The 19,012-nt window shown below is 62.0% G+C and carries 17 protein-coding genes; 11 read left to right on the forward strand and 6 right to left on the reverse strand.

Features of this window, described 5'->3' with window-relative positions; all coding sequences use genetic code 11:
- Positions 1–95: 95 nt before the first annotated feature.
- A complete protein-coding gene (locus tag B9Z34_RS06345; protein ID WP_108427273.1) occupies positions 96–455 on the forward strand; it encodes a MerR family transcriptional regulator in 360 nt (119 codons plus the stop codon).
- Positions 452–862 (forward strand): PaaI family thioesterase, encoded by a 411-nt coding sequence (locus B9Z34_RS06350; RefSeq protein WP_108427274.1) that lies wholly within the window; start codon positions 452–454, stop codon positions 860–862. Before B9Z34_RS06345 ends, B9Z34_RS06350 begins: the two co-directional genes overlap by 4 nt.
- Positions 863–896: 34 nt before the next feature.
- Here B9Z34_RS06350 and B9Z34_RS06355 read toward each other — a convergent pair whose 3' ends face one another.
- On the reverse strand, positions 897–1,511 hold the full coding sequence (locus B9Z34_RS06355; protein ID WP_108427275.1) for a CYTH domain-containing protein: 615 nt from the start codon (positions 1,509–1,511) through the stop codon (positions 897–899).
- A gap of 7 nt (positions 1,512–1,518) precedes the next feature.
- Positions 1,519–4,455 (reverse strand): excinuclease ABC subunit UvrA, encoded by a 2,937-nt coding sequence (gene uvrA / locus B9Z34_RS06360; protein ID WP_233249450.1) that lies wholly within the window; start codon positions 4,453–4,455, stop codon positions 1,519–1,521.
- A 161-nt stretch (positions 4,456–4,616) separates the two neighbouring features.
- Here uvrA and B9Z34_RS06365 point away from each other — a divergent pair, with 161 nt between their 5' ends.
- The 4 genes from B9Z34_RS06365 to B9Z34_RS06380 all read left to right on the forward strand — a co-directional run bounded on the left by B9Z34_RS06365 (position 4,617) and on the right by B9Z34_RS06380 (position 8,870).
- A complete protein-coding gene (locus B9Z34_RS06365) occupies positions 4,617–5,804 on the forward strand; it encodes an MFS transporter (protein WP_108427359.1) in 1,188 nt (395 codons plus the stop codon).
- 67 nt (positions 5,805–5,871) lie between these two features.
- On the forward strand, positions 5,872–6,369 hold the full coding sequence (gene ssb / locus B9Z34_RS06370) for a single-stranded DNA-binding protein (RefSeq protein ID WP_108427276.1): 498 nt from the start codon (positions 5,872–5,874) through the stop codon (positions 6,367–6,369).
- 72 nt (positions 6,370–6,441) lie between these two features.
- Positions 6,442–7,437 (forward strand): C4-dicarboxylate ABC transporter, encoded by a 996-nt coding sequence (locus B9Z34_RS06375; RefSeq protein ID WP_108427277.1) that lies wholly within the window; start codon positions 6,442–6,444, stop codon positions 7,435–7,437.
- 98 nt (positions 7,438–7,535) lie between these two features.
- Positions 7,536–8,870, forward strand: coding sequence for a DUF3422 family protein (locus B9Z34_RS06380; RefSeq protein ID WP_108427278.1), 1,335 nt, complete (start codon positions 7,536–7,538; stop codon positions 8,868–8,870).
- Between the two features lie 22 nt (positions 8,871–8,892).
- Here B9Z34_RS06380 and mnmA read toward each other — a convergent pair whose 3' ends face one another.
- Positions 8,893–10,029, reverse strand: coding sequence for a tRNA 2-thiouridine(34) synthase MnmA (gene mnmA, locus B9Z34_RS06385; protein WP_108427279.1), 1,137 nt, complete (start codon positions 10,027–10,029; stop codon positions 8,893–8,895).
- Positions 10,030–10,166: 137 nt separating this feature from the next.
- Here mnmA and B9Z34_RS06390 point away from each other — a divergent pair, with 137 nt between their 5' ends.
- Positions 10,167–10,832 carry a lytic transglycosylase domain-containing protein gene (locus B9Z34_RS06390; protein ID WP_233249452.1) on the forward strand — a complete coding sequence of 222 codons (666 nt, stop codon included), beginning with the start codon at positions 10,167–10,169 and terminating at the stop codon, positions 10,830–10,832.
- Between the two features lie 14 nt (positions 10,833–10,846).
- Here B9Z34_RS06390 and B9Z34_RS06395 read toward each other — a convergent pair whose 3' ends face one another.
- Complete coding sequence (locus tag B9Z34_RS06395; RefSeq protein ID WP_233249453.1) at positions 10,847–11,605, reverse strand: sulfite exporter TauE/SafE family protein; 759 nt, start codon at positions 11,603–11,605, stop codon at positions 10,847–10,849.
- Positions 11,602–12,096 carry an NUDIX hydrolase gene (locus B9Z34_RS06400; RefSeq protein ID WP_108427280.1) on the reverse strand — a complete coding sequence of 165 codons (495 nt, stop codon included), beginning with the start codon at positions 12,094–12,096 and terminating at the stop codon, positions 11,602–11,604. The genes B9Z34_RS06395 and B9Z34_RS06400 overlap by 4 nt, the downstream gene beginning before the upstream one ends.
- 144 nt (positions 12,097–12,240) lie before the next feature.
- On the opposite strand from B9Z34_RS06400, the gene B9Z34_RS06405 reads away from it, so the two are divergent.
- The 4 genes from B9Z34_RS06405 (at position 12,241) to B9Z34_RS06420 (ending at position 18,013) form a co-directional block, all read left to right on the forward strand.
- Entirely contained in the window at positions 12,241–13,818 is a 1,578-nt protein-coding gene (locus B9Z34_RS06405) for a Re/Si-specific NAD(P)(+) transhydrogenase subunit alpha (protein WP_108427281.1), read from the forward strand.
- Positions 13,819–13,849: 31 nt separating this feature from the next.
- A complete protein-coding gene (pntB, locus tag B9Z34_RS06410) occupies positions 13,850–15,265 on the forward strand; it encodes a Re/Si-specific NAD(P)(+) transhydrogenase subunit beta (RefSeq protein WP_108427282.1) in 1,416 nt (471 codons plus the stop codon).
- A gap of 206 nt (positions 15,266–15,471) precedes the next feature.
- Positions 15,472–17,154 (forward strand): long-chain-fatty-acid--CoA ligase, encoded by a 1,683-nt coding sequence (locus B9Z34_RS06415; RefSeq protein WP_108427283.1) that lies wholly within the window; start codon positions 15,472–15,474, stop codon positions 17,152–17,154.
- A 97-nt stretch (positions 17,155–17,251) separates the two neighbouring features.
- On the forward strand, positions 17,252–18,013 hold the full coding sequence (locus tag B9Z34_RS06420; RefSeq protein ID WP_108427284.1) for a 5'-methylthioadenosine/adenosylhomocysteine nucleosidase: 762 nt from the start codon (positions 17,252–17,254) through the stop codon (positions 18,011–18,013).
- 7 nt (positions 18,014–18,020) lie between these two features.
- Here B9Z34_RS06420 and corA read toward each other — a convergent pair whose 3' ends face one another.
- Positions 18,021–19,007: a magnesium/cobalt transporter CorA gene (corA, locus tag B9Z34_RS06425; RefSeq protein ID WP_108427285.1), complete on the reverse strand. Its 987-nt coding sequence runs from the start codon at positions 19,005–19,007 to the stop codon at positions 18,021–18,023.
- Between the last annotated feature and the right edge of the window lie 5 nt (positions 19,008–19,012).

Genomic DNA, 19,012 nt, shown 5'->3' on the forward strand with positions numbered 1-19,012 from the left:
GAGTATCACCTGCGGCGCAGACGCTCGCTTGGCTTGTCGCCCATGCGTCAAAGAGATCAACCTTTGCACTGCGCGAGCGTTGCTAGACTGAATTCATGCGCATTTCAGAACTTTCAGCCAAGACCCAGGTGTCGGTGCACCGCTTGCGGCGATACGAGGCCGACGGCCTCATTGAAAGCCAGAGACTGCCCAATGGCTACCGTGTGTACGACGAAAAAACCGTGCAGCACGTCATCTTCATCGCCATGTCTCGGGAGATGGGTTTCTCACTGCCCTTTATTGCCGATTATTTGCCGCGCTTCAAAACGGGCAAGTTGTCGGCGAAAGACATGATCGAGGCGATCCGCCAGCGTGTGGCCGACATCGACCAGGTCATCGCCGAACACCAAGCACAGCGTAAGAAGCTGATTGACCACATCGGCTGGTTCAAAAACAAGCAAAGGAAATCGAAATGAGTCCACTCGACATGTTGAAAAAGATCAACGCCGTGGCCGAATTCAACCGCTGGTGCGGCATCGAGGTGACAGTGGCTGAACCCGGCTTTGTGGAAATACAGATGCCTTGGCGACCGGAAGTTGGTCAGTATTCGGGCTTCCTGCACGCGGGCTTGATCGGCACCTTGATCGACACCGCCTGTGGTTTCGCAGCAGGTACCGTGGCGGGGCCGAATTTGCTGGCGGCCAATTTCTCGGTCAACTGCTTGCGGCCAGCGGTGGGGAAAAAGTTCTTTGCCCGGGCTCGGGTGGTCAGGCCGGGGAAAGCGCAGGTGTTCACCAGCTGTGATTTGTTCGCGGTGGACGCAGAGGGTGAAAAACTGGTGGCCAACGGTCAGACTTTACTGACGGTGGTTCAAGCCGCCTGAGTTTGTATGAGTTTGTGCGTGTCGGTTTGCCTTGTCAGTGGGTGCGCCGCCAAAGTGCCATCCCTCGCTGAGCCTTGCTCGCGTCGCTGGGCGTGAGCGCCACAAGGCCTTGCGGTGTTTGGCGCAGCACATCGGCCAGCGCCAACAGGGCCGATTCGGGGCCGCTCAGCAGTTCAAGCTCCAGCTCCAGCAGGGGCTCGCTCAAGTCGGTACCGGGCACATGGATGCGGCCCTGGTCCAGCGCCACTTCGATCTGTGCGCCTGCTTGGGAGATCACCCAGCGCTGGCGTTCAAAGTCGGTGCAAAACAGCGCTTTTAAACACGGCCGCATCGCCATCAAGTCGGCGGCCAGTGCGGCGTCATCGACCAGCGTGTCGAACTGCAAAGCGCTGGGTGTTGTGGGTGCTTCCCACTCTTGCCTGCGGGACAGGCCGTTTTCGCTTCGTCCTGCCGTCTTGACGGTCAGCAGCCATTGCTCGCCCGCCAGCCTTTCGCGCACCGCCATGCTGCGCTGTTGCAGGGTCAGGTCGGGTGTGTCGAAATAGGTGTTCAGCAGTCGTAGCGTGCTGCTCGTGCCCGTCAGCAACGGGTGGTCCAGCAGGCGAGGCAGGTCTTGCGCGCTCAGGCTGAGTTTGAGTTCGGTTTCCATGTGTACTTCATGGCTTGGGCAGCAGCCTTTGCAAATAGTGCCCCGTGAAGCTCGCCGGGTTTTTGGCCAGTTGCTCAGGCGTGCCTTCGCCCAGCACCGTGCCACCGCCTGCGCCGCCTTCGGGGCCCATGTCGATCAGCCAGTCGGCGGTTTTGATCACGTCGAGGTTGTGTTCGATGATGACGATGGTGTTGCCCGCGTCACGCAGCTGGTGCAGCACTTTGAGCAGCAAATCGATGTCGGCAAAGTGCAGGCCGGTGGTGGGTTCGTCCAAGATGTAGAGCGTGCGGCCGGTGTCGCGCTTGGACAATTCGAGTGCGAGCTTGACGCGCTGCGCCTCACCGCCCGAGAGCGTGGTGGCGCTTTGGCCGAGGCGGATGTAAGTCAGGCCCACATCCAGCAGGGTTTGCAGTTTGCGGGCGATGTTGGGCACGGCGCTGAAGAACTGATGTGCGGCTTCCACCGTCATGTTCAGGATCTGCGCGATGTTCTGGCCCTTGTATTGAATTTCCAACGTTTCGCGGTTGTAGCGCATGCCGTGGCACACATCGCAGGGCACGTACACATCGGGCAAAAAGTGCATCTCCACCTTCACCATGCCGTCGCCCTGGCAGGCTTCGCAGCGGCCCCCGGCCACGTTGAAACTGAATCGCCCGGGGCCGTAGCCGCGCTCGCGTGCGGCGGGCACTTCGGCCATCAGCTCGCGGATGTGGGTGAACAGGCCCGTGTAGGTGGCGGGGTTGCTGCGCGGCGTGCGGCCAATCGGCGACTGATCGACGTTGATGACCTTGTCGAAGTGCTCCAGCCCTTTGATCTCTTCATGGGCGGCGGCATCGCCCTGGGCGCGGTGAATCTGGTGCGCCGCAGCGGTGTAGAGCGTGTCGTTGACCAGGGTCGACTTGCCCGAGCCCGAGACGCCGGTCACGCACGTGAGCAACCCGACGGGAAACTTCACGTTCACGTTCTTCAGGTTGTTGCCGCTGGCCCCGATGATTTCGATAAAGTCCTTGCCAGCCTTGTGTCGCTTGGGGATCTCGATCTTTTTGCGGCCCGACATGTACTGACCGGTCACCGATTCAGCTGCAGCCATGATGTCGGCACAAGTGCCTTGCGCCATCACGCGCCCGCCGTGCACGCCCGCGCCCGGCCCCATGTCGATCACATGATCGGCCACGCGGATCATGTCTTCGTCGTGCTCGACCACCAGAACGCTGTTGCCGATGTCGCGCAGGTGTTGCAAGGTGCCGATCAGGCGGTCGTTGTCGCGTTGGTGCAATCCGATGCTGGGTTCGTCCAGCACATACATCACGCCCGTGAGGCCCGAGCCGATCTGGCTGGCCAAGCGGATGCGTTGCGACTCGCCGCCCGACAAGGTGTCGGCGCTGCGGTCCAGGCTCAAATAGTTCAGGCCTACATCGTTCAAAAACTTCAAACGCAAGGCGATTTCGCGCACCACCTTGTCGGCGATCTCGGCCTTGGCGCCATGCATTTTCAGGCCCTGAAAATACTGCTGCGACTCGCCCAGTGTGATGTGGCTGATCTCGTAAATGGCGCGGACTTGTGCGCCTTCACCAATGCGCACATGGCGGGCTTCGCGCCGCAAGCGCGTGCCTTGGCAATCGGTACAGGCCTGCGTGTTGCGGTAACGCGCCAGGTCTTCGCGCACCACGGCCGAGTCGGTCTCGCGGTAGCGCCGAGTCATGTTGGGGATGATGCCCTCAAACGGATGTTTTTTACTGACCTTTTTGCCCTGCGAGGCACCGGACTCCATCACATAGCTGAACTTGATTTCTTCGTCGCCCGAGCCGAACAACAAAACTTGTTGGTGTGTTGCAGCGAGTTTTTCAAACGGCGTTTCGATGTCGAACTGGTAATGTTTGGCCAGGCTTTCGAGCATGCTGAAGTAAAAGCCGTTGCGCCGATCCCAGCCCTTGATGGCCCCACTGGCCAGGCTCAGACTGGGGAAAGTGACCACCCGCTCGGGATCGAAAAACGCCATGGTGCCGATGCCGTCGCAAGTGGGGCACGCACCCATGGGCGAGTTGAACGAGAACAAGCGCGGCTCCAGCTCGCTGATGGAATAGCTGCACACCGGGCAGGAGAATTTGGCGTTCAACAGGTGTTCTTGTCCGGTGTCCATCTCCAGCGCCACAGCGCGGTGCTCGGCCAGGTGCAGTGCCGCCTCAAAGCTCTCGGCCAGGCGCTGGCGCAGGGCGTCGCGGGCTTTGGCGTCATCTTCCGACCGAACCTTGATGCGGTCCAACACCACGTCGATGTTGTGCTTTTCGGTTTTCTTGAGGGTGGGCAGGTCTTCCACCTCAAAGGTCTGGCCATTGATGCGAAAGCGCACATAGCCCAGCGCCTGCATCTGCTCAAACACCTTCTCGAACTCGCCTTTTTTCTCGCGCGCAATCGGTGCGAGGATCATCAGCTTGGTGTCTTCGGGCAGGGCCAGCACGGCATCCACCATCTGGCTCACGGTCTGTGCTTGCAGGGGCAAGTTGTGCTCGGGGCAATACGGCGTACCGGCGCGTGCGTACAGCAGACGCAGGTAGTCGTGGATCTCGGTGACTGTGCCCACGGTGGAGCGCGGGTTGTGGCTGGTGGCTTTTTGTTCGATGGAAATCGCGGGCGACAGGCCCTCGATCAGGTCCACATCGGGTTTGTCCATCAGCTGCAAAAACTGCCGGGCATAGGCCGACAGGCTTTCCACATAGCGGCGCTGGCCTTCGGCGTACAGCGTGTCAAAGGCCAGACTCGACTTGCCCGAGCCTGACAGCCCGGTGATCACCACCAGCTGGTTGCGCGGGATGTCGAGGTCGATGTTTTTCAGGTTGTGGGTGCGCGCTCCCCGCACACTGATGTGGCTTTGCCGCAGCGCCGAGGCCAGATACTTCGCTTCTGGCGGTTCGTCAGGCAAGAGAGGAGGGTCAACAAGGTTCACGGTGGGCGGTCAAATAAGCAAAACCTTTGATTATCCCCGCCCGCATGGTTTTGGGCACCGGGGGCCGTCAATCAGGGACAATCCGGCTTTTGGTTTTGCCCACGGGCGGGATTTTTTTTGTGGCCGACGCTTCGCATTCAATGGCTTTGGATTCTTTGGACATGACCCCCACCGAGCGCCGCGCCAGCGCCTCGCTGGCCAGCATTTTTGCGCTGCGCATGCTGGGTTTGTTTCTGGTGTTGCCGGTTTTTGCGCTGGAGGCCCGCCGTTATCCTGGCGGCGAAGACCCGGTGTGGCTGGGCTTGGCCATGGGCATTTATGGGCTGACACAAGGTCTTTTGCAGCTGCCCTTTGGCATGGCCTCGGACCGCTTTGGCCGCAAGCGTGTCATCGTGCTGGGCTTGCTGGTCTTCGCCTTGGGCAGCTTTTGGGCGGCTGCGGCCACCGACCTGACCGGTTTGCTGATGGGGCGCAGCCTTCAGGGGGCGGGGGCGGTGTCGGCGGCGGTCACGGCTTTGCTGGCCGACCTGACACGCGACGAGGTGCGCACCAAGGCCATGGCTTTGGTGGGCGGCAGCATTGGGTTGATGTTCGCCCTGTCCTTGGTGGTGTCGCCCCTGCTCACGGCCTGGATCGGTTTGCCCGGCCTGTTTGGGCTGACGGGTGTGCTGGCTTTGGTGGGCATCGGGGTGGTCATTTGGGGGGCGCCGCCTGCGCCCGAGCCGATGCCGGGGCAGGGTCGGGGCCGCTTGCGCGAGGTGCTGGCCCATGCCGACCTGATGCGCCTGAATGTGGGTGTGTTTGTGTTGCATGCGGTGCAGCTGGCCATGTGGGTGGCCGTGCCCGCCTTGTTGGTGCAGGCCGGGCTGCCGACGGCACAGCACTGGCAGGTGTATTTGCCAGCCGTGCTGCTGTCCTTCTTGTTTTTGGGCGTGGTGTTTGCCATGGAGCGCCGTGGGCATCTGAAAAAGGTGTTCCTGCTCTCGATCGGCCTGATTGTGCTGGTGCAAGCTGGCCTGTTCTTCCAATCGGTGGGCACCACCAGCTTGGGGACTTTGGCGGCCTTGCTGCTGGTGTTCTTCTGTGGCTTCAATGCGCTGGAAGCCACCCAACCCAGTTTGGCTTCGCGCATTGCCCCCCGTGCCATGCGCGGCACGGCCATGGGGGTTTACAACACCTTGCAGTCGCTGGGCTTTTTTGTAGGCGGACTCTCGGGTGGCTGGCTGGTCAAGTCCTGGGGCAGCCCGGCGCTGTTTTTGTGTTGTGGGGTGGCCATGCTGGCTTGGTTGCTGGTGGCCTGGCCGATGCAAACCCCGGGCCGAAGTGCACCGCTCGGGCAAGCGGCCTGAGGGCGGCCCCCTGCAGCTGCAAGGCCGGGGAATGGCCTCATAATTCAGACATCATCGAGGAGTTTTCATGGCATCCGTCAACAAAGTCATCATCGTCGGCAACCTGGGCCGCGATCCTGAAACCCGCTATTTGCCTTCGGGTGATGCGGTCAGCAACATCAATGTGGCCACCACCGACCGCTACAAGGACAAGGCCACGGGCGAGATGAAAGAAGCCACCGAGTGGCACCGCATCAGCTTTTTTGGCAAATTGGCCGAAATCGCAGGCCAGTACCTGAAAAAAGGCTCGCAGGTCTATGTGGAAGGCAGCCTGCGCACCCGCAAGTACACCGACAAAGACGGCATCGAGAAATTCGCCACCGAGATTCGGGGTGAAACCATGCAGATGCTGGGCGGTCGCCAGGGCATGGGCGGCCCGTCCGATGACGGCGGTGGCGGCTACGCACCGCGCCAGTCGGCACCCGCAGCACGTCCTGCCGCAGCGCCTGCGCAGCGTCCTGCGGCCGCAGCACCCAAGCCTGCTGCCAGCAGTTTTGATGACATGGACGACGACATCCCGTTCTGAAGACCGGCTCGTCTGCAAGCTCCCCAACCCGTGGTTTGCACCACGGGTTTTTTTACAGAAAAAAATTGCCACATGACAGAGCGTGTGTCTTTTGCATCCGTGCAGCATTTGGGTTTTGCGTGGTTTGCCATGGTCATGGGTCTGTGCGGCTTGTCACTGGCATGGTTGCGCGCTGTGCCGCACTGGGGGCCTGTGGCCTTGCAGGTGTCGCTGGTTGTGGGCGTGTTGGCGGGTCTGGTCTTTGTGGCGCTGATCGGGCTCAAGCTGTGGCGCTGGCTGCACTTTCCTGAAGCCTTGCTGGAAGATGCGCGCCACCCCTTGCGCCATGTGTTTGTGGCCACGCTGCCCTCTTCCGTGGTCTTGTTGCCCACGGTCTGGGTGGCGCACCACGGTTACAGCCTTTGGGCTGACGGGGTGTGGATGCTGGGGGCTGTCGGCTTGTTGCTGGGCACCGTCGGGGTAATTTGGCGCTGGTTGCAGCCGGGCATGACGGCAGACCATTTTTGGCGTGGCATGACCCCTGCGCTGTTCATTCCGGTGGTGGGCAATGTGCTGCCCGCCTTGGCTGGCGTGACGCTGGGCCATCCGGTGTGGGCCGCTGCGCAGTATGGCGTGGCCATTTTTCTGTGGCCAATCGCCTTGGTGCTTGTTTTGGCGCGCATCGGCATGGTGGGCTTGTGGCCCCAGCGCATGCTGCCCACCACCTTCATCACCATGGCCCCGCCTTCGGTGCTTGCTCTGTCCGGGCACCAGTTGGGCGCACCTGACACGCTGGTGCACATGCTTTGGGGTGTGTCCGTGTTTTTCACGCTGGTCTCGCTGACCGTGCTCAAACGCTGCCTTCAGCAGCCCTTTGGCATGCCTTTTTGGGGCATGTCTTTCCCCTTGGCGGCCTCTGCGGCGGTCTCTTTGCATCTGGCCCCCACCCAGGGCTGGGTCCATGTTTTGGCCATGGCCTGGCTGGTGGCGGCCTCGGGCGTGATCGGTGCCCTGTTGCTGGCCACGGTTCACGGCTTGTGGCACGGACGCTTGCTGGTGGCCGAAACCCCAGCACCGGCCCAGGCCTGAGCCATCGCACCCGGCAGGGGGGCGCTGCGCTCGGGCCTGGTGCATATTTCTGTACGCAGGGGGTGTTCTGTTTTCCATAAGGTCGTCAGAATGCAGGGATGAACGAAATCACCTCCCGGTTTTTGCCCCAAGAAGACGCCCTGCGGCGTGAATTGCATAACGAAGTACACGCCCGCCCATCGGCCCGGGTGCGCTTGCCGGCTTTGATTGTGTATGTGGCGGTGCTCAATGCCGGGGTCTCCCGCGAACAGGAATGGGCGCATTTGCGCCTTTTGCCGGGCCACGCAGATTTAAGTCTGGAGAGTCTGCAAGGCAATTTTCTGCGCTTGCGATGCGACCACTTCACCGTGAAATGGGAGCGACACACCGAATTCACACGCTACTCCATCGTGCAGGCTTTGCCCGCGCATGCCGGGTGGGGCGCTGAGCAGCCCGAGTTGGCCGCGCATGTGGTGGCCGGGACCGAGTGGGTCCGTGGCATACCCGGGCAAACCATGGCGGCCATCCATCTGGGCATGTTGCAAGCCGATATGGACCAGCCCGACCTGATCGCCACCGCCCAATCCTGGCTTGGGCCGGGGGCCGTGCTGGCCTCGCGCATGGGTAACACCACAGAAGGTTTGCCGCACTCGTGCATCCTGACCCATTTCCGCATTGGCGCCGATGGCTTTGAGCGCATGCTGGTGCTGGCCCCCGATGGCACCACCGAAGCGCGTGCCGGCCGCATTTCGCAACGCCTGCTGGAGATGGAAACCTACCGGTTGATGGCCTTGCGTGGCTTGCCTGTGGCCAAGAATTTGTCGGCCATGTTGTCAGCTGCCGAGGCCCAGCTGGCCGACATCACCGGTTTGCTCGAAAGCAAGGGCGAAAGCGACCAAGCCTTGCTCGACTTGCTGGTGTCCCTGGCCGCGCGCATCGAGCGGGCCACGGCCGAGCATGGCTTCCGGTTTTCGGCCACGCGGGCGTACGACACGCTCGTCAGCCAACGTTTGGCCGAGTTGCGCGAGCGGCCGATCTCGGGCACCCAAACCCTGGGCGAATTCATGCAACGCCGTTTGTCCCCGGCCATGGCCACGGTGCAGGCCACAGAAAAACGCCTGGCCTCTTTGGCCGAGCGGGTCTCACGCACAAGCGCCTTGCTGCGTACGCGTGTGGACATTGCCACCGAAGCCCAAAACCAGGTGCTGCTGGAAAAGCTCACCAAAGGCCAAGCCTTGCAACTGCGATTGCAAAGCACGGTGGAAGGCCTGTCGATCGCGGCGATCTCTTATTACGTGGTCAGTCTTTTGTTGTACGGCGCCAAAGCCGTCAAGGCTGCGGGCGTGCCGATTCAGCCGGAAGTGGCTGTCGGGGTGTTGGTGCCCTTGGTGTTGTGGGGCGTTTGGCGCATGACCCGCAGAATTCATGAAAAGCTGAAAAACGCCGGCCATTGAGTCAAGGCACGGCCCGAGCCGTTCAATCTGGCAGTGTGGACGCGAGAGAAATCACGCCACCGCCCAGGCACACTTCACCGTCATAGACAACAGCACTTTGTCCCGGCGTGACCGCCCACTGCTCGTCGCTGAAAGCCAGTTCAAACCCGGCTTGCCCATCGGCCAGCGTCAGGTGGCGCAAATCACAAGCCGCATCGGCTTGCCGATAGCGCGTCTTGGCTGCATAAGCCCCGGACGCAGGCGCTTGGCCCGCGCACCAGCTCACATCGGTGGCTTGCAGCTGGGGCGACAACAACCGGGGGTGGTCGTGCCCTTGAACCACCCACAGGGTGTTTTTCTCCACGTCTTTGCGGGCCACAAACCAGGGGGTGTGCTCGCTGCCGCCTTTTTGTGCGCCTTGGGTTTTGATGCCGCCAATGCCCAAGCCCTGGCGCTGGCCCAGGGTGTAAAAGCTCAGCCCCACATGTTTCCCAATGGTGCGCCCTGACGGGTCCTTGATCGGACCGGGTTCCTTGCTGATGTAGCGGTTCAAAAACTCACGGAAAGGCCGCTCGCCAATGAAGCAGATACCGGTCGAGTCTTTCTTTTTGGCGTTGGGCAGGCCGATCTCTTCGGCGATGCGGCGCACTTCGGATTTGTGCAGCTCGCCCACCGGGAATAGGGTCTTGGACAACTGAGCCTGGTTCAGGCGGTGGAGAAAATAGCTTTGGTCCTTGCTGGGGTCGAGGCCCTTGAGCAGCTCGTGCCGACCTGTTGCCGTGTTCAAACGCACTCTGGCGTAGTGGCCGGTGGCGATTTTTTCGGCGCCCAGCCGCATGGCATGGTCCAGAAAGGACTTGAACTTGATTTCTGCGTTGCACAGGATGTCCGGGTTGGGCGTGCGCCCGGCCTGGTATTCGCGCAGAAACTCCGAAAAAACACGGTCTTTGTAATCGGCCGCAAAATTGACGTGCTCGATCTCGATGCCCAGCACATCCGCCACGGCGGCGGCATCCACGAAGTCGATGTTGGAAGAGCAGTATTCGCTGTCGTCGTCGTCTTCCCAGTTTTTCATGAAGATGCCAATGACCTCATGGCCCTGTTGCTTGAGCAAATGGGCGGTGACAGCAGAATCGACGCCGCCGGACAAGCCGACGACCACACGGTGGAGTTGGGACATGCCGCAATTATCCCGCGACCACCCGACCGGCCCAACAAGGTCGAAAATTTATAATGCCCGATGGGCCCAAATTCATGACCAAGCACTGCACCTGGTGCCAACACGGCAGAACATTCTTGCGCGATGTCGCGCATGGGATGTTCATCATCACCCACAGTGGTTTGGCCATGGTGGGCTTGACTGCGCTCAGCCTGGTTCTGGCCTTGTGGCTCAACCCGCAATGGCTGCACTCGGCCGAAGGCGCGGTGTTCAACTGGTTGCGGGAGCGGCAGGTTTTGTTGCCGTGGTTGCCCGAGAACACCGCAGAACGCGCCACGGCCGTGAGTTTGCAGGATCTGCCGCCCGCCCAGGCGGCTGTGGCCGAATGGTTGGGGCGCAAGTACAAAGTCGCACCGGAGCCCTTGGCCGCTTTGGTGGCCGAAGCGCATGTCTTGTCCAAAAAAACCAAACTGGCACCGCACTTCATTTTGGCGGTGATGGCCATCGAGTCCAATTTTCACCCGTATGTCCAGAGCCAGGCCGGCGCACAGGGCTTGATGCAGGTGATGACCGATATCCACGCCAAGCGCTACGAAGCTTATGGCGGGCGTTTGGCCGCTTTTGACCCGATTACGAACATGCGCGTGGGGGCAGCGGTGCTGTCGGATGCGGTCAAGATGCGTGACGGTTCTCTGGAAGAGGGCCTCAAGTTTTATCTTGGGGGTTATGCCTTGACGGAAGATGGGGGCTATGTGGCCAAAGTCTTTGCCGAACAAGCCCAGCTGGACCAAGTGGCTGCAGGGCAAAAGCCTTCTTTGCCCTGAGCGGCTTGGGGCGATCAGCTGCGCACAAAAAAGACGGCGCTCATCAACAGACCGGTGACCATGACCAGCCAGCGCACCCAGCGCACGGGCAGGCGTTTGGCCAAGCGTGCGCCTGCCCAGCCTCCGGCTGTGGCCAGAACCATCATCCACAGCGCTTGTGGCCAGACGATGGCGCCCGCCACAGCAAAAGCGGCCACCGACAGCAGCGACAGCACAAAGGAGTTGAGGTTTTTCAGCGCATTGACGGTGTTGAGCCGGCTCTCTCCCGTCAGGGTGTACAGCGCCATCAGCAAGATGCCCAGTCCGCCGTTGAAGTAACCGCCATAAATGGCCACGCCCATCAGGCCTGGCAGTCGCCATGCGGGGTGGCCCTGGCCTGCGTTGCGCCGGGCCAGCCAGGGGCCAGCGGCAAACAGCGCCGTGGCCAGCAGCAGCAACCAGGGCACCAGGCCTGAAAACACCCGCGCCGGGGTGAGCAGCAGCAAGCCCGCACCGATCAGGCCACCCACCGCAGCAATGGCCACTTCGCGTTGCAGCAGGGCGCGGGGCAGGGTTTGCAGCTCCACCCGAAAACCCAGCACGCTGCCCAGGTAGCCCGGGCTGACGGCCATGGCGCTGGTGGCATTCGCTGCCAAGGGGGGCACACCGGCAAACACCAGGGCGGGAAAGGTGAGGAAGCTGCCGCCGCCCGCGATGGCGTTGAGCACGCCCGCGGCGAAAGCGGCCGCACCCGTGAGCAGCCACAGCGCTTCGGTAGGCAGATCGGGGCTCACGTTGACAGGGGGGGCAAGTTGGCCACCGCTGCGTCGGTGTGGATCACGCTCAAGGGGAAGCGTTGGCCTGCCAGGTGGTCTTCGATGCAGCGCAAGACCAGGGGGCTGCGGTGGCGCTCGGCACTGGCGCGGATTTCTTCGGGCGTCATCCACAGGGTGCGCACGATGCCCTCGTCCAAGCTCAGGTGGGGCTGCAGCTCGCCGATGTCGCCGCAAAAAGCCATGCGCACATAGGTGATGTCTTCGCCCGTGGCCGGCCGTTGAAAACGCGACAAATAGATGCCCACCAGGGCGGTCGGGGTGAAGGGGTGGGCCGTTTCTTCCAAGGCTTCTCGGGCGCAGGCTTGTGCGGGCGATTCACCGGGGTCCAGGTGGCCTGCCGGGTTGTTCAGGCGCAAACCCTCTTGGGTGTGTTCTTCGATCATGAGGTAGCGGCCATCGCGCTCGATGATGGCGGCCACGGTGACATTGGGTTTCCAGCGAGTGTCCATCTGGGGATTATCCGTTTGGATGGATCAGGGTATGCCCGGGGTGGGTCTGGGAGGGGTACTGTAAGTTTCGGTATATATTGAACGATTGACTTGGCCTTTAACATGGACGAGTCCACCGATTTCATCATTTCCAGGAGATAAACCATGCGCATAGGCGTGCCCAAAGAGATATACCCCGGTGAAAAACGGGTGGCCACTGTGCCCGATGTGGTGACCAAACTGGTCAAACTCGGTTTTGAGGTGGTGGTGGAACAAGGGGCGGGTGCGCTGGCCGACCTGTCTGACGAGGCCTATGTCGAAGCCGGTGCCACAGTCGCACCCAACGCCGCGGCCTTGTGGAGCGGCAGCGACATCGTCTTCAAGGTGCGTGCCCCCACGGCCGACGAAGTGGCGTTGATGCACGAAGGCCAGACCCTGATCGGCTTTTTGTGGCCCGCGCAAAACCCCGATTTGATGCAGCAGCTCGCGGCCAAGAAAGTCACCGCGCTGTCGATCGATGCCCTGCCCCGCACCTTGAGCCGCGCCCAGAAGATGGACGCGTTGACCTCGATGGCAGGTGTGAGCGGCTACCGCGCCGTGGTCGAGGCGGCCAACGCCTTTGGCCGTTTCTTCAACGGCCAGATCACGGCCGCAGGCAAAGTGCCCCCCGCCAAGGTCTTCATCGCCGGTGCCGGTGTGGCCGGTTTGGCCGCCATCGGCGCCGCTGCCAGCCTGGGTGCGATCGTGCGCGCCAACGACACGCGTGCCGAAGTGGCCGACCAGGTCGTGTCGCTGGGCGGTGAATTCGTCAAGGTGGATTACGAAGAAGAAGGCTCGGGCGGTGGCGGTTACGCCAAGGTCATGAGCGAGGGCTTCCAGGCCGCGCAACGCGAGATGTACGCGCAGCAGGCCCGCGAGGTGGACATCATCATCACCACCGCGCTGATTCCCGGTAAACCCGCGCCCAAGTTGATCACCGCCAAGATGGTGCAAAGTATGAAGCCCGGCAGTGTCATCGTGGACATGGCCGCCGAGCAAGGCGGCAACTGCGAACTGACCGAGCCCGGCAAGGCCGTGGTCAAGCACGGCGTGACCATCGTGGGTTACACCGACCTGGCTTCGCGCATGGCGCGCCAGTCGTCCACCTTGTACGGCACCAACCTGTTCCGCCTGACGGAAGAGCTGTGCAAGACCAAGGACGGCGTGATCAACGTCAATATGGCCGACGACGCGATCCGGGGCCTGACGGTCATCAAGGATGGCGAGATCACCTGGCCCGCGCCGCCCCTGCCTGCCGCTGCGCCCAAGCCCGCCGCCAAGCCGGTTGCCGCCGCTGAAAAGAAAAGCGCGCACGGCCACGGCAGCAGCGGCCCCATGCCGGTCAAAACATTGGCCATGGTGTTCGGTCTGGGGGCCTTGGCTTTCTGGGCCATTGGCGCATATGCCCCTGCGGCTTTCCTGGGCCACTTCACCGTGTTTGTGCTGGCCTGCTTCATCGGCTACATGGTGGTGTGGAACGTGACGCCTGCGCTGCACACCCCGCTCATGAGTGTGACCAACGCGATCTCCAGCATCATCGTCATCGGTGCCTTGGTACAAATCCTGCCGCCCGAGGCCGGTACCAACGGGCGACCTGATCAGCTGATTCAGTGGCTGGCTTTTGCCGGCATTGTGCTGACGGCCGTCAACATGTTCGGTGGCTTTGCGGTCACACGCCGCATGCTGGATATGTTCCGCAAGTAACGACCTGATCGAATAAAGAAAAGAGACCTTCATGACCTCTAGCTTGGCAACGGTCGCCTACATTGGCGCGGCCATCCTCTTCATCCTCAGCCTGGGTGGCCTGTCCAACCCGGAAACCTCGCGCCGAGGCAACCTCTATGGCGTCGTTGGCATGGCGCTGGCCGTGCTCGTCACCATCGCGGGGCCACGTGTGGCCGCCGCAGGCGTGCCCTGGATCGTGGCGGCCTTGGTGATCGGTGGCGGCATTGGCCTTTATGCGGCCAAAACCGTCAAGATGACCCAGATGCCCGAACTCGTGGCGCTCATGCACAGCCTGGTGGGCCTGGCCGCTTGCCTGGTGGGTTTTGCCAGCTACGTGGACACCTCGATCCAGTACACCGGGGTGGAGAAGACCATCCACGAAGTCGAGATTTACATCGGCATTCTGATCGGTGCGGTCACGTTCTCGGGCTCGCTCATCGCTTTTGGCAAGCTCAACGGCAAGATCGGTGGCAAGCCGCTTTTGCTGCCTGCGCGCCACTGGCTCAACTTGGCGGGTCTGTTGGTCGTGATCTGGTTTGGCCGTGAATTTGTCAACGCGCACGACGTGCAAAGCGGCATGATCCCGCTGATTGTGATGACCGTGATTGCTTTGCTGTTCGGCATCCACATGGTCATGGCCATTGGCGGTGCTGACATGCCCGTGGTGGTGTCCATGCTCAACAGCTATTCGGGCTGGGCCGCGGCGGCCACCGGTTTCATGCTCGGCAACGACTTGCTGATCGTGACTGGCGCTCTGGTGGGCTCGTCCGGTGCCATCCTGTCCTACATCATGTGCAATGCGATGAACCGCAACTTCATCAGCGTGATCGCAGGGGGCTTTGGCGGCGGTGCACCCGCTGCGCCCAAGGCCGACGGCGCGGCGGCCGAGCCCCAAGGCGAGGTGGTGCCGGTCAGTGCCACAGACACCGCCGAGCTGCTGCGCGATGCCAAGAGCGTGATCATCGTGCCCGGTTACGGCATGGCCGTGGCCCAGGCCCAGCACACCGTCAACGAGATCACCCGGACCTTGCGCGACAAAGGCGTGACCGTGCGGTTTGGCATCCACCCGGTGGCGGGCCGTATGCCCGGCCACATGAACGTGCTGCTGGCCGAAGCCAAGGTGCCCTACGACATCGTGCTGGAAATGGACGAGATCAACGACGACTTCCCGGACACCGATGTGGTCATGGTCATCGGTGCCAACGACATCGTGAACCCTGCCGCGCAGGATGACCCGACCAGCCCGATCGCGGGCATGCCCGTGCTCGAAGTCTGGAAGGCCCGCACCAGCATCGTGATGAAGCGCTCCATGGCCAGCGGCTATGCGGGCGTGGACAACCCGCTGTTCTACAAGGACAATAACCGCATGCTGTTTGGCGATGCCAAGAAGATGCTCGACGAGGTGTTGGTGGCCCTTAAAGGCTGACCGGCCCCTTGCGCAGCATGCACAGGGGGCCCGAGGGCCCCTTGTTTTTTGGGTGCCCACGCATCACCAACCGGTGTCTTCAGGCCCGAGCTGGGCACGGCGTCATGGGCGCGCTGCAAGCGGCCTGCAACCTCGGGAAATCCAGTACCCCTGCGAGTCAGTTAGCCGTCAGTTGTGCGGTAGACTGAGCCGCAGGAGAACCCCACATGAACCTGAACCCCGTTTGGCTCAAGAGTTACCCCGAAGGCGTTCCAGCCGACATCGATCCCACCCAGTACAGTTCTTTGGTGGGCTTGCTCGAAGAGAGTTTTTCCAAATACGCAGACCGTGCGGTCTACAGCTTCATGGGCAAGGATTTCAGCTTTGCCCAAACCGACCGTGATAGTCTGGCCATGGCGGCTTACCTGCAGTCGCTGGGTCTGAGCCAAGGCGACCGTGTCGCCATCATGATGCCCAATGTGCCGCAGTACCCGGTGGCCGTGGCGGCCATTTTGCGTGCGGGTCTGGTGGTGGTCAACGTCAACCCCCTCTACACCGCCCGTGAGCTGGAGCACCAGCTCAAGGACTCGGGGGCCAAGGCCATCGTGATCATCGAGAACTTTGCCGCCACGCTCGAAAAATGCATCGCCCAAACTCCGGTGCAACATGTGGTGCTGGCCGCCATGGGTGACCGGCTGGGCCTGCTCAAGGGGGCCTTGGTCAACTACGTGGTGCGCAACGTCAAGAAAATGGTGCCGGCCTTCCAGCTGCCGCAGGCGGTGCGTTTCAACGACGCTTTGTCCAAAGGCCGTCAACAAGCCTTCCGCAAACCCGAGCTGTCGGCCGACGACATCGCGGTGCTGCAGTACACCGGGGGCACCACGGGTGTGTCCAAGGGGGCGGTGCTGTTGCACCGCAATGTGATCGCCAACGTGCTGCAGTCCGAGGCCTGGAACGAGCCTGTCATGAAGCGCATTCCCGCCGGGGAGCAGCCCACGGCGGTGTGCGCATTGCCGCTGTACCACATCTTCGCTTTCACGGTGAACATGATGCTGAGCCTGCGCATGGGCGGCAAGACCATCCTGATTCCCAACCCGCGTGACTTGCCCGCCGTGCTCAAGGAGTTGTCCAAGCACACCTTCCACAGCTTCCCGGCGGTGAATACCTTGTTCAACGGCCTGGCCAACCACCCGGATTTCGGCACCGTCAACTGGTCCAACCTCAAGGTGTCCTTGGGCGGCGGCACGGCCGTGACGCCCAATGTGGCCAAACTCTGGTTGGAGAAAACCGGCTGCCCGATTTGTGAAGGTTACGGTTTGTCGGAGACCAGCCCCTCGGCCAGCTGCAACCCCACCACCAGCACCGAATTCACCGGCACCATCGGTGTGCCCTTGCCCGGCACCTTCATGAAACTGCTCGACGACGATGGCCACGAAATCACCACGCTCGGCACGCCGGGCGAGATCGCCATCAAGGGCCCGCAGGTGATGGCGGGTTACTGGCAACGCCCTGACGAAACCGCCAAGGTCATGACCGCCGACGGTTATTTCAAGTCGGGGGACATCGGCACCATGGACGAGCGTGGCTACTTCAAGATCGTGGACCGCAAGAAGGACATGATTTTGGTGAGCGGTTTCAACGTCTATCCCAACGAAGTGGAGGAAGTCGCCTCGGCTTGCACGGGCGTGCTCGAATGCGCAGCGATTGGTGTGCCGGACGAGAAAACCGGCGAGGCCGTCAAGCTGGTGGTGGTGCGCAAAGACCCGGCGCTGACCGAGGCGCAGGTCATCGCTTACTGCCGCGAAAACATGACGGCGTACAAGGTGCCGCGCGTGATCGAGTTCCGCGACGAATTGCCCAAGACGCCAGTGGGCAAAATCCTGCGCCGCGAGTTGCGGGCCAAGGCCTGACCGGAGCACTGCGGGGCCAAGGCCCCCATACAGGGCGCAGCGGCCACCCGTTCACGGGTGGCCGTTTGACTTTGAGTCATTGAACAAGGGGTGATCCATGGCAGTGATCGGCATCATGAGTGCCATGCACGAAGAACTGGCGGCGGTGTTGGCGGCCATGCCCGATGAGCAGCGCGTTCAGGTGGCCGGGCGGGACTTTTGGGTCGGCCATTGGCAAGGCCACTCGGTGGTGGCGGTGCTCTCGCGCATCGGCAAGGTGGCTGCAGCCACCACCGCCACGGTGCTGCTGGAGCGCTTTGGGGTCGATACCCTGGTGTTCACCGGCGTGGCGGGTGGCCTGGGTACCGATGTGCGGGTGGGCGATGTGGTGGTGGCGCAGGGTTTGCTGCAGCACGACATGGACGCTTCGCCGCTCTTCCCACGCCATGAGGTGCCTTTGTACGGCCGCGCCCATTTTGAGGCTGATGCCGGCTTGTCGGCCCAATTGGCTGCGGCCAGCCAGCAGGTGCTGGCCCATGCAGGGCAACATCTGGGCGCGGGAACACTGGCCGAATTTGCGCTGAACGCCCCGCGGGTGCACCAGGGCATGGTCATCAGTGGCGACCGCTTTGTCTCGACCTCGGCCGAAAGCCAGGCGTTGCGGCAGGCTTTGCCCGAGGCTTTGGCGGTGGAGATGGAGGGCGCAGCAGTGGCGCAGGTCTGCCACGATTACGGCGTGCCCTTTGCGGCGGTGCGCACCATCTCGGACCGGGCGGACGATGGAGCGCACACCGACTTTCAGCGCTTCATCCGCGAAGTAGCCAGCCGTTACAGCCTGGCGATTTTGTCGCAGTGGCTGAGCCGTCGCCAGCCCGCTTGAGCCGGTCTTATTTGAGCCAGCCCCGGCGGCGGAAGTACCACATGGGCACCACGGCGCTGGCGGCCATCAAGGCGAGCGCATAGGGGTAGCCCCATTTTTGCGACAGCTCGGGCATGTACTGGAAGTTCATGCCGTACAGGCTGGCGATCAAGGTGGGGGGCAGCAAGGCGACGCTGGCCACCGAGAAGATCTTGATGATCTTGTTCTGGTTGATGTTGATGAAACCGACGGTGGCGTCCATCAGGAAGTTGATCTTGTCGAACAGGAACGCTGTGTGCGAGTCGAGCGAGTCGATGTCGCGCAGAATCTGACGGGCTTCTTCAAACTGCTCGGCGTTGAGCATCTTCGAGCGCATCATGAAGCTCACCGCGCGGCGGGTGTCCATGACGTTGCGGCGGATGCGGCCGTTCAGGTCTTCCTGGCGGGCGATGGCACCCAGCACTTCACCGGCCATGGCGTCGGTCACGTCGCCCGACAAGACCTGCTTGCCCGCTTTTTCGAGCTGGTCGTAAATGCCTTCGAGCGTGTCGGCCGAATACTCGGCGTCGGCGTCAAACAGCTTGAGCAGCACTTCCTTGGCGTCTTCGATCAGGCCCGGGGCGCGGCGCGCGCGCATGCGCAAGAGGCGAAAGACCGGCACATCCTCGTCGTGGATGGAAAACAGCACACCCTGGCTTTTGAGGTTGGCGTTGTGCTGGTTCAGGATGAAGGCGCAGCGCACCGTGCGGGGCTCGTCTTCGTCGGCGATCAAAAAGTCGGAGCGGATGTGCAGTTCGCCGTTGTCTTCTTCGTAAAAGCGCGCGGATTCCTCGATGTCCTCGTCCATCGCGTCTTCCGGGATGGACAGGCCGAAATACTGTTTGATCCAGCGTTTTTCTTCCAGCGTGGGCGACTCCAGGTCGACCCAGATGGGTTGGAAGCGGGAGAGTTCTTCCAGCGACTCGATCTCTTCCTGGAAGAGGCGGCCGTTGGCGAGGGTGAAGATGTTGAGCATGGCGA

It is taken from the genome of Limnohabitans sp. Hippo3 (assembly GCF_003063665.1).
In the GTDB taxonomy this organism is placed as follows: Bacteria; Pseudomonadota; Gammaproteobacteria; order Burkholderiales; family Burkholderiaceae_C; genus Limnohabitans_A.

Excerpts from the sequence above, each read along its gene's own strand:
- mnmA (WP_108427279.1), bottom strand. The coding sequence starts at position 10,029 with ATGTCCCAACTCCACCGTGTGGTCGTCGGCTTGTCCGGCGGCGTCGAT.
- B9Z34_RS06375 (WP_108427277.1), top strand. The coding sequence starts at position 6,442 with ATGACAGAGCGTGTGTCTTTTGCATCCGTGCAGCATTTGGGTTTTGCG.
- B9Z34_RS06390 (WP_233249452.1), top strand. The coding sequence starts at position 10,167 with ATGTTCATCATCACCCACAGTGGTTTGGCCATGGTGGGCTTGACTGCG.
- B9Z34_RS06380 (WP_108427278.1), top strand. The coding sequence starts at position 7,536 with ATGAACGAAATCACCTCCCGGTTTTTGCCCCAAGAAGACGCCCTGCGG.
- ssb (WP_108427276.1), top strand. The coding sequence starts at position 5,872 with ATGGCATCCGTCAACAAAGTCATCATCGTCGGCAACCTGGGCCGCGAT.
- corA (WP_108427285.1), bottom strand. The coding sequence starts at position 19,007 with ATGCTCAACATCTTCACCCTCGCCAACGGCCGCCTCTTCCAGGAAGAG.
- B9Z34_RS06420 (WP_108427284.1), top strand. The coding sequence starts at position 17,252 with ATGGCAGTGATCGGCATCATGAGTGCCATGCACGAAGAACTGGCGGCG.
- B9Z34_RS06345 (WP_108427273.1), top strand. The coding sequence starts at position 96 with ATGCGCATTTCAGAACTTTCAGCCAAGACCCAGGTGTCGGTGCACCGC.
- B9Z34_RS06400 (WP_108427280.1), bottom strand. The coding sequence starts at position 12,096 with ATGGACACTCGCTGGAAACCCAATGTCACCGTGGCCGCCATCATCGAG.
- B9Z34_RS06355 (WP_108427275.1), bottom strand. The coding sequence starts at position 1,511 with ATGGAAACCGAACTCAAACTCAGCCTGAGCGCGCAAGACCTGCCTCGC.
- B9Z34_RS06415 (WP_108427283.1), top strand. The coding sequence starts at position 15,472 with ATGAACCTGAACCCCGTTTGGCTCAAGAGTTACCCCGAAGGCGTTCCA.
- B9Z34_RS06350 (WP_108427274.1), top strand. The coding sequence starts at position 452 with ATGAGTCCACTCGACATGTTGAAAAAGATCAACGCCGTGGCCGAATTC.
- pntB (WP_108427282.1), top strand. The coding sequence starts at position 13,850 with ATGACCTCTAGCTTGGCAACGGTCGCCTACATTGGCGCGGCCATCCTC.
- B9Z34_RS06365 (WP_108427359.1), top strand. The coding sequence starts at position 4,617 with ATGACCCCCACCGAGCGCCGCGCCAGCGCCTCGCTGGCCAGCATTTTT.
- B9Z34_RS06405 (WP_108427281.1), top strand. The coding sequence starts at position 12,241 with ATGCGCATAGGCGTGCCCAAAGAGATATACCCCGGTGAAAAACGGGTG.